The sequence below is a fragment of the Pseudomonas sp. Irchel 3H3 genome, assembly GCF_900187635.1.
Classification (GTDB): Bacteria; Pseudomonadota; Gammaproteobacteria; order Pseudomonadales; family Pseudomonadaceae; genus Aquipseudomonas.
This window is the reverse complement of the sequence record NZ_FYEC01000002.1, coordinates 112,437-125,160: the sequence shown is the minus strand read 5'-3', so window position 1 is coordinate 125,160 and position 12,724 is coordinate 112,437. Positions and strand designations below refer to the sequence as shown.

Here is a 12,724-nt window from a genome sequence, read left to right as displayed (position 1 = left end):
TGGGCATGAGCGAAAAAGCAATCTTGAGTTGCCGCAACCTGGGCAAATCCTACGAGGAAGGCCCGGAGTCGGTGGAAGTGCTGGCCGGTCTGCAGCTGGAGTTGCACCCGGGTGAGCGCGTGGCGATCGTCGGGACTTCGGGATCGGGCAAGAGTACCTTGCTCAACCTGCTGGGCGGGCTCGATACACCGACCCAGGGCAGCGTCTGGCTGGCCGGTGAAGAGCTGTCGGCACTCAATGAAAAGAACCGTGGCTTGCTGCGCAACCGTTCGTTGGGCTTCGTTTATCAGTTCCATCACCTGTTGCCTGAGTTCACCGCCCTGGAAAACGTCTGCATGCCGTTGTTGATCGGCAAGACCGCGATCCCCGAGGCCCGCCAGCGCGCGACCGCCTTGCTGGAGCGGGTCGGCCTGGGGCATCGCCTGGAGCACAAGCCGGCCGAACTGTCCGGTGGCGAGCGCCAGCGCGTGGCCATCGCCCGTGCGCTGGTGAACAACCCAGGGCTGGTGATGCTCGACGAGCCAACCGGCAACCTCGACTCGCATACCGCGCAAGGTATCCAGGACCTGATGCTGGAACTCAGCACCTCGATGCGCACGGCGTTTCTGGTGGTGACCCACGACATGAATCTGGCACGGCAGATGGATCGCGTTCTGCACTTGCAGGAAGGTCGCTTGACGCCCATCTGATGCTTTGCAACCCGGTGCCTGAACAGGCGCCGGGTCTTTTATTTTTATACGGTGCCCCAGCGAATGTTCAGACCGTTATCGATCTTTATCGGCATGCGCTATACCCGCGCCAAGCGCCGCAATCGCTTTGTTTCGTTTATCTCGATGACCTCGATGATCGGCCTCGCCCTGGGCGTGTTGGCGATGATCGTGGTGCTGTCGGTGATGAACGGTTTCCAGCGCGAAATGAGCTCGCGCATTCTCGGCATGGTGCCTCACGCGACCATCGTCGGCGTCAAGCCGATCGACGATTGGGCGCCGGTGGCTGCCGCCGCGCTGAAAAATCCGGCAGTGACCGCCGCAGTGCCCTTCACCGAGATGGAAGGCATGCTCTCCTACAAGGGTTCGATGCAACCGATCCAGATCAGCGGCATCGACCCGGCCCAGGAAGGCAAGGTGTCGATTGTCACCCAGCACATCGTGCAAGGGCGCCTCGATGACTTGAAGCCAGGTGAGTTCGGGGTGGTGGTCGGCGAAATCACCGCGCGGCGTTTTCGCTTGAATGTCGGCGACAAGCTCACCCTGATCGTGCCGGAAATCAGCAGTGCACCGGGGGGCATCACCCCGCGTATGCAGCGCCTGAATGTGGTGGGGGTGTTCAAGGTCGGTGCTGAGCTTGATGGTTCGATGGCCCTGATCCATGTCGCCGACGCTGCGCAAATGCAGCGTTGGGCGCCCAACCAGGTGCAAAGCGTGCGCCTGGCGGTGAAGGACCTGTACGCCGCGCCTCAGGTGTCGGCGGCGATTGCTGGCAACCTGGGGGCTGGATACAAGGCCGATGACTGGACTCACACCCAGGGCAGCCTGTTCAGTGCCATGAAAATGGAAAAAACCATGATCGGCCTGTTGCTGCTGATGATCGTCGCGGTGGCGGCGTTCAACATCATCGCGACCCTGATCATGGTGGTGAACGACAAGGGTGCCGACATCGCGATCCTGCGTACCATTGGCGCTACGCCACGGCAGATCATGGCGATCTTCATGGTCCAGGGTACGGTGATCGGTATTGTCGGCACCCTGATTGGCGGTGTGCTTGGCGTGATCGCGGCGCTGAATGTCAGTGCGCTGGTGGGCTGGGTGGAGCGCGTCAGCGGCCAGCACATCTTCAGTTCCGACGTGTACTTCGTCAGCAACCTGCCGTCGGAGTTGCAGGGCGCCGATGTGCTGTTGATCTGCTCGGCCGGGTTTATCCTGAGCTTCCTGGCCACCGTCTACCCGGCCTGGCGCGCCGCGAAGATCGAACCAGCGCACGCCTTGCGTTACTCCTGACTACGATCCGTGGGGTGCCACAGCCCCTGGGTTTACCGAAGACATTGTAGGGGCGAGCGCCCGCTTGCGGCTTGCTCGCGATGGACGTCAACGATAACGCTCAGCCTCAGGATGAGCGCGGTGGCCTCTCTCCCACAGGTTGCCCGCGCGGGCTCAATTGCCTTTGGGCAGTTCGATCACAAAGCGCGTCCAGCCCTGGGCCGATTCGCAACGAATGGTCCCGCCATGGGCGCGGATGATTGACTGGGTAATCGCCAGGCCCAATCCCGCATGTTCACTGCTGCCTTCACGGCGCGCCGGATCGGCCCGATAAAAACGGTCGAACAGGCGCGGTAACAAGGCGGGGGGAATGCCTTCGCCGGTGTTGGCGATGCTCAGGTGCAATCCCTGCGCCGAGTCCACTATCTGCACCTGAACCTCACCCTGCGCTGGAGTAAAACGCAGGGCGTTGTCCAGCAGGTTGGACAGGGCCCGGCGCAGCATGCTGCGGTCGCCGCTGATGGCGGCTTCGCCCTGGCGGGTCAGGCGGATTTGTGCGTCTTCAGCCAGGGGCGCATAAAACTCCAGCAGCGCATCCGCCTCTTGCGCCAGTTGCAGCGGCTCACGCCGAGGCATCAATAAACCGTGGTCAGCCTTGGCCAGATAGAGCATGTCGTTGACCAGTTGCGCCATCCATTGCAGTTCCTCGAGGTTGCTGTGCAAGGCTTCGCGGTAGTCCTCAAGGTCCCGTGGACGGGTCAAGGTAACCTGGGTGTGGGTCAGCAGGTTCGACAGCGGCGTGCGCAGTTCGTGGGCGATGTCGGCGGAAAACGCCGACAGCCGCTGGAATGAATCGTCGAGGCGTCCGAGCATGGCGTTGAATGCGTGGGCCAGTTCGGCCAACTCGGCCGGCATCTGCGCGTGTGACAGGCGTTGGGTCAGGGAGCTGGCGGACACCCCGGCGGCCACTTCGCTCATGCGCCGTAACGGGCGCAAGCCACTGCGCGCCGCCCAGGCCCCGAGCAAGGCCGTGGCCAGCGCCGAGAGCCCGACCGTCAGCCAGATCAAATGCTGCATGCGCTGCAAAAAGTGCTGATGGTGGGTGATGTCGAGCACCAGGGTCAGTTGCGCCCCATCGGTTCTGCCTGGCTCCAGTGGCGCGCTGTAGACCCGATAGGCGGTGCCGGCGCTGTGCAGGCTAGACAGGCCGGGCAGGGTGGGCAGGTCGCCAGGCAAACTGGGCGCGCTGTCGAACCACACGTGGCCATCGGCACCGCGTACGCGCAGTGCGAGGTCAGTCTGATGGCTCATTTCTTCCTGCAGGCGGGCTTTGCGCTGGACGAACAGCGCTGGGTCGTCGGCGCCTTGCAGGGCGCTGCGCAGGGCCACCAGCTTGCCGTCCAGCAGTTGTTGGTCCAGCTCAATGAAGTGGGTCTCGCTGGCGCGACTGAACAGCACGCCGGCAATCAGCGAGACCACCGCGGTGCACGCCGCAAACAGCAACGCCAGGCGACTGCTCAAAGACAAGCGGGGCATCAGCTTGGACGCTCTTCAAGCACATACCCCATGCCGCGTACGGTATGAATCAGTTTGTTGGGGAAGTCATCGTCGATTTTCAGGCGCAAACGACGGATCGCCACTTCGATGACGTTGGTGTCGCTGTCGAAATTCATGTCCCAGACCTGGGAGGCGATCAACGATTTGGGCAGCACTTCGCCCTGGCGGCGCAGGAGCATTTCCAGCAGGGCGAACTCCTTCGCGGTCAGGTCCAGCCGCTGCCCGTTGCGTTCGACCCGGCGGCGGATCAGGTCCAGGCGCAGATCCGCCAGTTGCAGGCTGGTTTCCTGCGGGGCCGCACTGCCACGGCGCAACAGGCTGCGCACCCGGGCCAGCAGTTCGGAAAAGGCGAAGGGCTTTACCAGGTAATCATCGGCCCCCAGTTCCAGGCCATGCACCCGGTCCTGTACCGCATCCCGGGCTGTGAGGAACAGCACCGGCACGTCCAGGCCGGCGCCGCGCACCGCTTGCAGGATCTGCCAGCCGTCGCGGCCAGGGAGCATCACATCGAGAATCAGCAGCCCATAATCCCCGCTCAACGCCAGTTGCTGGCCCGTGATGCCGTCGGCCACCAGTTCAGCGTTGAACCCGGCCTCGGTCAGGCCTTGGCGCAGGTAGTGGCCGGTTTTCGGTTGGTCTTCGACGATCAGCAGTTTCATGGGCGACTCAGGGTGGATGGGACACAAGCGTTATACCGTGGCGGGCGCGCAGCCAGCTCAACCTGACAAAGTTGTAATCTACTCGTCAGCTACCTGGCAGCGGCACACCCTTAGAGTTTCCCACAAGCTGAACCTTATCTTGTTGGAGTGTGATCATGTATTTCGCTAAATCCTGGGTGCTGGCCGGCTGCTTGTTGGCATTGAGTTCTCCGCTACTGGCCGCACCGGCGCAGTCCTACACCTTTGGTGCGCCTGCCCCGGCGGCCAAGGCGACGCGCACGGTGGAAATTGTCATGGGCGATATGACGTTCAATCCCAAGGCCTTGCAGATCAAGGCCGGTGAGACCGTGCGTTTTGTGTTGATCAATAAAGGCCAATTGCTCCACGAATTCAACCTGGGCGACGTGGCGATGCACAGCCAGCACCAGGCCGAAATGCTCAAGATGCAGCAAAGCGGCCAGCTCACCCCGACCGCAATGAAAGCGCCGGCGATGGATCACGCGGCCATGGGCCACGGCTCGATGGCAGGCATGGACCATGGGGCGATGCAGCACGATGACCCCAACAGCGTGCTGGTGGAGCCGGGCAAAACCGCCGAACTGACCTGGACCTTCAAGCAGGCCAGCAACCTGGAATTCGCCTGCAACATCCCGGGTCACTATCAGGCGGGCATGGTCGGCAAACTGACGGTCAGTCAGTAAGCACTCAAAGGCGGGAGCAAAGGCTGGTAGAATCGGCTGATTCTTCAGTCAGGTTTCCGCCATGCATCCCGCAGCCGAACACTCGCCGCTGGGCAAATCCAGCGAATACATCGCCACGTACACGCCGTCTTTGTTGTTCCCGATCCCGCGCACCGCCAAATGGGCCGAGCTGGGGCTGACGGCCGATACCTTGCCGTACAAGGGCGTGGACTTCTGGAACTGCTTCGAACTGTCCTGGCTGCTGCCGTCGGGCAAGCCGGTGGTGGCCATCGGTGAGTTCAGCATCCCGGCGGACTCGCCGAACATCATTGAATCGAAGTCGTTCAAGCTGTACCTGAACTCACTGAACCAGACACCGTTCGCCGACACCCAGACCCTGCAAGCTACCCTGGCCAAGGATCTCTCGACGGCAGCGGGCAAGCCGGTGGGCGTGCGCATTCGTAGCTTGAACGAAGTGCAGGCTGAAGGTGTGGTGGCCCTGCCGGGTGTGTGCATCGACGACCTTGACATCAGCGTCAGCAACTACGAGCACCCGCGTCCGGAGCTGCTGCGTTGTGATGAGTCGCGCGTCGTCGAGGAGAGCGTGCACAGCCATCTGCTCAAATCCAACTGCCCGGTCACCAGCCAGCCGGACTGGGGCAGCGTGGCGGTGGAGTACCGTGGCGCGGCGCTGGATCACGCCAGCCTGTTGAGGTATCTGGTCAGCTTCCGCCAGCACTCGGACTTCCACGAACAGTGCGTGGAGCGGATCTTCCTCGACCTGCAGCGCTTGCTGAAGCCGGAAAAACTCACCGTCTACGCCCGTTATGTGCGCCGTGGCGGGCTGGACATCAACCCGTACCGCAGCACCGAAGAAGTGCAGTTGCCCAACCATCGCCTGGTTCGCCAGTAAGCGCGGGCAGCGCGAAATTCCGGGATTTTTTTGCCGGTCAGGAAACGAAAAAGCCCCGCTGTCGCCAGCGGGGCTTTTTGGTATTCGTGTGGATCAGATCCCGATGTTGCCCAGGGTCTGCACAATATTACGCAAGGTGGCGGCCAGCGCCGGGTGGTCGAGTTCGAAGCGTTCTACGGCCAGGTTGACGCCATCGGCCAGGCTGCTGTCGTTAGTGGCGGTTTCCAGTTGCAGCTGTGCTTCGATCTGCGTCATCAGGTCCAGCAGGTGGTCACGTTCTTCCTGCGAGAGCGGCGGGTTCTGCTCCAGTTGCTCGCGCAGGGTATTGAGCTGTTCTTGCAGTTCGCGGGCAGGCATGGCTACTTTCCTTTTATCTATAGGCACTGGCATAGACCGCAGCAGTGATCCAAAGGTCTACGTCTGACCTGTAGATTAATCCACTGGCGAGCGAAGTGCATGATCTTGATCAAGAATGATCGATCAGGGTTTCTCGCCCTTGCGCCGGCGCAGGCCGATATCCGACAGGCAGGTGTCGAGATCGCCGAGGTGATCGATCACCGAATGCACCCCCAGGCCAAACAATTGCAAGGTCGCTTTACCGCGCATGAGTTCGCGCTCCTGTCGGCTCAGGGCTTGCCATTCCTTGGGTGCCAGGCCACAGAGCGAGCCACAGGACGCCAGGCCAATGGTCCACAGCCCGGCATTGAGGCCCGATTGCAGCAAGCGCGGCTCTCCGCTGACCAGCACGCAACCGTCCAGGCGATGGATGTTCAGCGCCATCAACGATGACCAGCAAGCATCGGGAGCTGGCCATGGGCGGACGCTCGGGGGGCGTGGGCTGGCGCTGATCCAGTCGGGTAGTTCGGTCGCCAGCGACTGGCTCTGGTTGGCAGGTAACTCATCCAGCCAGGCGCAGGGAATGCCTTGCAGCCGCAACGACAGCAAGGCTTGCTCGGCCCCCGGGGTGAATTGGCCATGTGGGGCACAGCCGCTGCCGTAGAGTCGGGTTTGCGCGCCGAAATCCACCAGGCAGCCACTCAGGCCAAAAAGCACGGCGGTGGGTTGGGGGAGGGCTTGGGGGTGTACCTGAGGTTGGGGCATTTCAACATCCCTGAAATAATCAGAGAGGGTAGGCCTGCCTCGTGACAGTTAAGTGACATTCTCTTGACGGGCCGGGGAAACATGCAAGGTGTCGTAGGGCGTTTCCCTGAAAGCCGGCATCCGTCTTATACTAGCCAGCTTACCGCGCGGGTTTCGCGATCCGCGCCAGTACAATCCAAGGAGTTTCTGCTATGCGCTGGAGCAATTGCCTGGCTCGACTAAGTCTATTTGCCGGCGTCCTGTTGGTTCCGTTCGCTGCCCAGGCGGCCACCGAAGAAGATCCCTGGGAAAGCATCAACCGCCCGATCTACACCTTCAACGACGTGCTGGACACCTACGCCCTCAAGCCTCTGGCCCAGGGCTATCAGTTCGTCACGCCGCAGTTCCTCGAAGACGGCATTCACAACATGTTTCGCAACATCGGTGACGTCGGCAACCTGGCCAACGACATCCTGCAGGTCAAGCCCCATGCGGCGGGCGTCGACACTGCACGCTTGTTGATGAACACCACCCTGGGCCTGGCCGGGTTCTTCGATGTGGGCACCAAGATGGGCCTGCACCGCAATGACGAAGACTTCGGCCAGACGCTTGGCTACTGGGGCATGCCCAGCGGCCCTTACGTGATGCTGCCGTTCCTCGGCCCGAGCACCCTGCGTGACGCGCCGTCCAAGTACGTCGACAGCTATGCCGAACCCTACCGCTACATGCACGACATTCCAGCGCGCAACATGGCGCTCGGCATGGATGTGATCGATACCCGTGCCAGCCTGTTGTCGGCCGAGAAGCTGATCAATGGCGACAAGTACGTCTTCATCCGCAACGCCTACTTGCAGAACCGCGAATTCAAGGTCAAGGATGGCCAGGTTGAAGACGACTTCTGAGTCGGCGCTTCAATAACAGGAAGGCGGCCCACGGGCCGCCTTCTTCGTTTTATAGCTGGCGTTCCAACCTTGCATTTTGTTGCAAATTTTGCGGTTCTTATAACTCCCGGTGATTTGCAGGGTAAAGACGCCTGATGACCATCGGCGTGAGCTTGAAACGCCTCGCGGATGGGAGTACCGTCTGCGCCTTAGAAGGGCACCTCTGATGAACATGTGTGTCGGGCAAATGCTCGAAAGCAGTGCAGCAGAGAGGCTAGAAAGCGAATCCAGTAGTGTGTGCCGGGCTAATCACCCCGCCAGCTACGCCAACCTAATTCTGGCGCCGTTTGCCCACATGCAAAAAACCAGTGCCACGCTGCTGATAATCGATGACGACGAAGTAGTGCGCGCGAGTCTCGCGGCCTATTTGGAAGACAGTGGGTTCAGCGTCCTGCAGGCCAGCAATGGACTGCAAGGGCTAGCGGTATTCGAGCAAAGCCACCCCGATCTCGTGATCTGCGATCTGCGCATGCCGCAGATGGGCGGGCTCGAACTCATTCGCCAGGTGACTGACCTGTCGCCGCAAACGCCGGTGATCGTGGTGTCCGGTGCCGGCGTGATGAACGACGCGGTCGAAGCCTTGCGCCTGGGCGCGGCGGACTACCTGATCAAGCCGCTGGAAGACCTGGCCGTGCTCGAGCACTCCGTGCGCCGGGCCCTGGATCGTGCGCGCCTGCTCCTGGAGAACCAGCGTTACCGGACCAAGCTTGAAACCGCCAACCGTGAGCTCGAAGCCAGCCTGAACCTGCTGCAGGAAGACCAGAACGCCGGTCGCCAGGTGCAGATGAACATGTTGCCGGTGAGCCCCTGGGCCATCGACGAGTTCAAGTTCGCCCACCAGATCATCCCGTCGTTGTACCTGTCGGGTGATTTTGTCGACTATTTTCGGGTCGACGAACGCCGGGTCGCGTTCTACCTGGCGGATGTTTCCGGGCATGGCGCGTCTTCGGCCTTCGTCACCGTGCTGCTGAAGTTCATGACCACGCGCCTGCTGTTCGAATCCAAGCGCAACGGCACCTTGCCGGAATTCACCCCTTCAGAGGTGCTCGGCCATATCAACCGGGGCCTGATCAGCTGTAAGCTGGGCAAACATGTCACGATGGTCGGTGGAGTCATCGACGAGGAGACCGGTTTGTTGACCTATAGCATCGGCGGACACCTGCCGTTGCCAGTGTTGTACACGCCAGACAGTGTGGGATACCTCGAAGGCCGCGGTCTGCCGGTGGGCTTGTTCAATGAAGCCACCTACGAAGACCACGTCATCGAACTGCCGCCGGTGTTCAGCCTGACGCTGATGTCCGATGGCATTCTGGACCTTTTGCCAGAACCGACACTCAAAGAAAAAGAGGCCGCCTTACCGCAACGGGTAAGATCGGCGGGCGGCAGCCTGGATGGTCTGCGGCAGGTTTTTGGATTGGCCACGCTAGGGGAGATGCCGGATGATATCGCCCTGTTAGTGTTGAGCAGGAATCTTCAATGAGTACCGGTAGAATCCAGTTCGCCGAGCAGGATGGCACCTTTGTCCTGAAGTTCGTCGGTGAGGTTCGCCTGACCCTGTGTTCGGCGTTGGATGCGACTATCGAGCGGATCTTCACCGCGTTGAATTTCAACGCAATCGTGATCGACCTGACCGAAGCCCGCAGCATCGACAGCACCACCCTGGGCCTGCTGGCCAAGCTGTCGATCATGTCGCGGCAAAAGGTCGGCCTGCTGCCGACCGTCGTCACCACCCACGAAGACATCACCCGACTGTTGGAGTCCATGGGTTTCGAGCAGGTGTTCAACATCGTTGACCGCCCGGTGCCGTGCCCGGAGTGCCTGACCGACCTGCCTGACCAGGACCAGTCCGAAGAGGTGGTGCGGATCAAGGTGCTGGAAGCGCACAAGATCCTCATGGGGCTCAACGATTCCAACCGCGAAGCGTTCCATGACCTGGTGAACGCCCTCGAGCGGCACTGATAGCCCCTGCAATCCCTCGTAGGCGCTGGCGAAGGTAAAACACTGCGTCAAACCAGGCACACAAAAAAGGGCGGACCCAGCAGGGTTCGCCCTTTTTGCATTGCGCTGTAACCTTACAACTTGGCCTGCAGCAACGCCTCCAGCTTCTCCTGGTCGCGGGCAAACTGCCGAATGCCTTCGGCCAGCTTCTCGGTGGCCATCGCATCCTCGTTGGATGCCCAGCGGAACTGTGCTTCGTTCAGGCTCTGGCGTGCTTCACCGGCATGCCCTGGCGCCAGCTGGCGCTCCAGCTTGCCGGTGTCGGCCGCCAGCTTCTCGATCAGGTCGGGGCTGATGGTCAGGCGATCGCAGCCCGCCAGTTGCTCGATCTGATTGAGGTTGCGGAAGCTCGCACCCATGACCACGGTCTTGTAGTCATTGGCCTTGTAGTAGTTGTAGATGCGCGTCACCGACTGCACGCCGGGATCATCGGCGCCGCTGTAGTCGGTACCGTTGGCCTTCTTGTACCAGTCGTAGATGCGCCCTACGAACGGCGAAATCAGGAACACCCCGGCTTCGGCGCAGGCCACTGCCTGGGCGAAGGAGAACAGCAGGGTCAGGTTGGTCTGGATGCCTTCGCGCTCCAGCTGTTCGGCGGCGCGGATGCCTTCCCAGGTGGAGGCGATCTTGATCAGCACACGGTCACGGCCAATGCCGGCCTTGTCGTAGAGTTCGATCAGGCGGTGCGCACGCTTGAGCATGGCATCGGTATCGAACGACAGGCGCGCATCCACTTCAGTGGAAATGCGCCCCGGAATCACTTTCAGGATCTCCTGGCCCACTGCGACCCCAAAACGGTCACTGGCCAGGCCCACGTCGCCCTTGCAGTCGGTAACGCTGGCGTTGAGCAGTTCGGCATAGGCAGGAATGGCCGCAGCCTTGAGCAGCAGCGAGGGGTTGGTGGTAGCGTCCACTGGTTTGACGCGAGCGATTGCTTCGAAATCGCCAGTATCGGCCACGACAGTGGTGAATCGTTTAAGTTGTTCCAGCTTGGAAGTCATGGGTGTGCTCTATCCTGTGGGTCTGTTGACATTACCCGAGCGCTGGCAGCCACTCAAGGGCACAAATGCGTAACAACGGCCTGGGCGGCAACATCTGCAAAACAGATGTTTGAAAGGCCCGGCGCTATTCGCTAACTACGATGGCAAAACCGCCCACAGGTTCAATCGCGGCGACGGCTAGCGGCCTTCCAGCAACGCAGCCGCCTGATCGAGTAGGGCCAGTGGGTCCTTGGCCTTGTGAATGTCCACCGACAGCAACTGGCGAAACTTGCGCGCCCCAGGAAAGCCCGTGCCGAGCCCCAGGACATGCCGGGTGATGTGGTGCATCGCGCCGCCAGCCTCAAGGTGGGCGGCAATGTACGGACGCAGTTGCGCCAGCGCCTCGGCCCGGCTGATCACCGGCGCGGTGCTGCCAAACAACTGCTGATCCACCTCAGCCAGTACATAAGGATTGTGATACGCCTCACGGCCCAACATTACCCCGTCAAAGGTCGCCAAATGCTCATGGCAGGCCTCCAGCGTCTTGATCCCGCCGTTGAGAATGATCTCCAGCTCCGGGAAGTCCGCCTTCAGCTGCGCCGCCACGTCATAACGCAGTGGCGGAATATCGCGGTTCTCCTTAGGCGACAAACCTTCAAGAATCGCAATGCGCGCATGCACGGTAAAGCTGGTGCAGCCGGCATCGCGCACCGTACCGACGAAATCACACAGCTGCGCGTAACTGTCGCGCCCATTGATCCCGATCCGATGCTTGACCGTAACCGGAATCGACACCGCATCGCGCATCGCCTTCACGCAATCAGCCACCAACTGCGGATGCCCCATCAAGCATGCGCCAATCATATTGTTCTGCACCCGATCACTCGGGCAGCCGACATTGAGGTTCACCTCGTCGTACCCATGCTCCTGCGCCATCCGCGCACAGGCCGCCAGATCCAGCGCAACACTGCCGCCCAACTGCAACGCCAGCGGATGCTCAGCCTCGTTGTGCCGCAGGAAACGCTCGTGATCACCGTTGAGCAGCGCACCGGTGGTGACCATTTCGGTGTAAAGCAGGGCGTGTTTGGAGAGCAGGCGCAGGAAGAACCGGCAGTGGCGGTCGGTCCAATCCATCATGGGTGCAACGGAGAACCGGCGAGAGAGTGCTGGGGCGATAGTTGATGCAGTTGAATGAGGCATGGGTATCTGAATCAGGAGGGTGAGGCGGGTGAGGAGTTTATCAGGAATGGGGGAGGGGATGGGGTTGCGTCGAGGCGCCCGGACGAGGCTCGTGGCGCCTGACACCATTTAACTGGCTACTGCGGGTGCCGGCAGATTATCCAGGGCGTTGCGGGCTTGGTAGTGGTCCTTGGAGCCGAACCAGGTGAGCAGGCCTGTCACCCCGAAGAAGGTGAAAAGTCCTGAGGCTTGGTAGCCCGATACGTACATGGCGATGGCTGGGAAAAACAGCACCAGCACGCAGAACACCACAACCACGCCGGAGTTGACCATGGCGTAATACAGTGGGTTCTTGGACACTTCGCCATTGCTTTCCTGGACGGCATACACAGTGTGCTTGCCAAGCGATTTAACGCAGGAAAGGCGTACGGTGTTGCCTGGTTTGATCATGCTGTCCAGATAGTTCTGGCAGCGGATGTGCCTGATTCGTTTGCCGCCGATCTTGATGTACTCGTAATCGGTGACGGTGCCGTTTCTGATCACGCCGTTACCGGTTTCTTCGATTAAACCTTCAAATACTGCTACTGCCATTTTGCACCCAAGTGTTCAGTCAATAATTTGATGCTGCTAATTGCTGCTGCGTGCACATGCCGGCTGCATTAAGCAAGGCCGCCGGCATGCTGGCAGCGGCCAGGGTCTTTACGTTTTTCAACGGAGATTCCGGGCGTACAATCTGCAGAAAGAATGATGGCGTATTGCCT

The 12,724-nt window shown here is 60.8% G+C and carries 14 protein-coding genes; 7 read left to right on the top strand and 7 right to left on the bottom strand.

Annotation, left to right across the window (positions count from 1 at the left end):
• Positions 1 to 5: 5 nt before the first annotated feature.
• Both lolD and CKW24_RS03560 read left to right on the top strand, forming a co-directional pair.
• Positions 6 to 689 carry a lipoprotein-releasing ABC transporter ATP-binding protein LolD gene (gene lolD / locus CKW24_RS03565; RefSeq protein WP_174244588.1) on the top strand — a complete coding sequence of 228 codons (684 nt, stop codon included), beginning with the start codon at positions 6 to 8 and terminating at the stop codon, positions 687 to 689.
• 63 nt (positions 690 to 752) lie between these two features.
• Positions 753 to 1,997, top strand: a complete 1,245-nt coding sequence (locus tag CKW24_RS03560) for a lipoprotein-releasing ABC transporter permease subunit (RefSeq protein WP_095165306.1) — start codon at positions 753 to 755, stop codon at positions 1,995 to 1,997.
• A 153-nt stretch (positions 1,998 to 2,150) separates the two neighbouring features.
• Here the strand turns inward: CKW24_RS03560 and CKW24_RS03555 are convergent, their stop codons facing one another.
• Positions 2,151 to 3,512, bottom strand: coding sequence for a heavy metal sensor histidine kinase (locus CKW24_RS03555; RefSeq protein WP_095165304.1), 1,362 nt, complete (start codon positions 3,510 to 3,512; stop codon positions 2,151 to 2,153).
• Positions 3,512 to 4,192, bottom strand: a complete 681-nt coding sequence (locus CKW24_RS03550; protein WP_095165303.1) for a heavy metal response regulator transcription factor — start codon at positions 4,190 to 4,192, stop codon at positions 3,512 to 3,514. Before CKW24_RS03550 ends, CKW24_RS03555 begins: the two co-directional genes overlap by 1 nt.
• A gap of 155 nt (positions 4,193 to 4,347) precedes the next feature.
• Between CKW24_RS03550 and CKW24_RS03545 the strand changes: the two genes are divergently transcribed.
• Both CKW24_RS03545 and queF read left to right on the top strand, forming a co-directional pair.
• A complete protein-coding gene (locus CKW24_RS03545) occupies positions 4,348 to 4,893 on the top strand; it encodes a plastocyanin/azurin family copper-binding protein (protein WP_095165302.1) in 546 nt (181 codons plus the stop codon).
• Between the two features lie 61 nt (positions 4,894 to 4,954).
• Entirely contained in the window at positions 4,955 to 5,785 is an 831-nt protein-coding gene (gene queF / locus CKW24_RS03540) for an NADPH-dependent 7-cyano-7-deazaguanine reductase QueF (protein WP_095165301.1), read from the top strand.
• 93 nt (positions 5,786 to 5,878) lie between these two features.
• Here the strand turns inward: queF and CKW24_RS03535 are convergent, their stop codons facing one another.
• Both CKW24_RS03535 and CKW24_RS03530 read right to left on the bottom strand, forming a co-directional pair.
• Positions 5,879 to 6,142 (bottom strand): DUF4404 family protein, encoded by a 264-nt coding sequence (locus tag CKW24_RS03535; protein ID WP_095165300.1) that lies wholly within the window; start codon positions 6,140 to 6,142, stop codon positions 5,879 to 5,881.
• A gap of 123 nt (positions 6,143 to 6,265) precedes the next feature.
• Positions 6,266 to 6,886 (bottom strand): phosphatase, encoded by a 621-nt coding sequence (locus CKW24_RS03530; protein ID WP_095165299.1) that lies wholly within the window; start codon positions 6,884 to 6,886, stop codon positions 6,266 to 6,268.
• Positions 6,887 to 7,077: 191 nt separating this feature from the next.
• On the opposite strand from CKW24_RS03530, the gene CKW24_RS03525 reads away from it, so the two are divergent.
• From CKW24_RS03525 to rssC, 3 genes are all read left to right on the top strand, one after another.
• The gene (locus CKW24_RS03525; protein WP_095165298.1) at positions 7,078 to 7,767 is read left to right on the top strand and encodes a VacJ family lipoprotein; all 690 of its coding nucleotides are present in this window, start codon (positions 7,078 to 7,080) and stop codon (positions 7,765 to 7,767) included.
• A gap of 334 nt (positions 7,768 to 8,101) precedes the next feature.
• Positions 8,102 to 9,286: a two-component system response regulator RssB gene (rssB, locus tag CKW24_RS03520; protein ID WP_095165297.1), complete on the top strand. Its 1,185-nt coding sequence runs from the start codon at positions 8,102 to 8,104 to the stop codon at positions 9,284 to 9,286.
• Complete coding sequence (rssC, locus tag CKW24_RS03515) at positions 9,283 to 9,765, top strand: anti-sigma factor antagonist RssC (RefSeq protein ID WP_093421055.1); 483 nt, start codon at positions 9,283 to 9,285, stop codon at positions 9,763 to 9,765. The genes rssB and rssC overlap by 4 nt, the downstream gene beginning before the upstream one ends.
• 113 nt (positions 9,766 to 9,878) lie before the next feature.
• On the opposite strand, the gene tal is transcribed toward rssC, so the two are convergent.
• The 3 genes from tal to CKW24_RS03500 form a co-directional block, all read right to left on the bottom strand.
• Entirely contained in the window at positions 9,879 to 10,805 is a 927-nt protein-coding gene (gene tal / locus CKW24_RS03510) for a transaldolase (protein ID WP_095165296.1), read from the bottom strand.
• A 177-nt stretch (positions 10,806 to 10,982) separates the two neighbouring features.
• Complete coding sequence (gene dusA / locus CKW24_RS03505; protein WP_095165295.1) at positions 10,983 to 11,984, bottom strand: tRNA dihydrouridine(20/20a) synthase DusA; 1,002 nt, start codon at positions 11,982 to 11,984, stop codon at positions 10,983 to 10,985.
• A 108-nt stretch (positions 11,985 to 12,092) separates the two neighbouring features.
• Positions 12,093 to 12,554 (bottom strand): hypothetical protein, encoded by a 462-nt coding sequence (locus tag CKW24_RS03500; protein ID WP_095165294.1) that lies wholly within the window; start codon positions 12,552 to 12,554, stop codon positions 12,093 to 12,095.
• Positions 12,555 to 12,724: the final 170 nt, after the last annotated feature.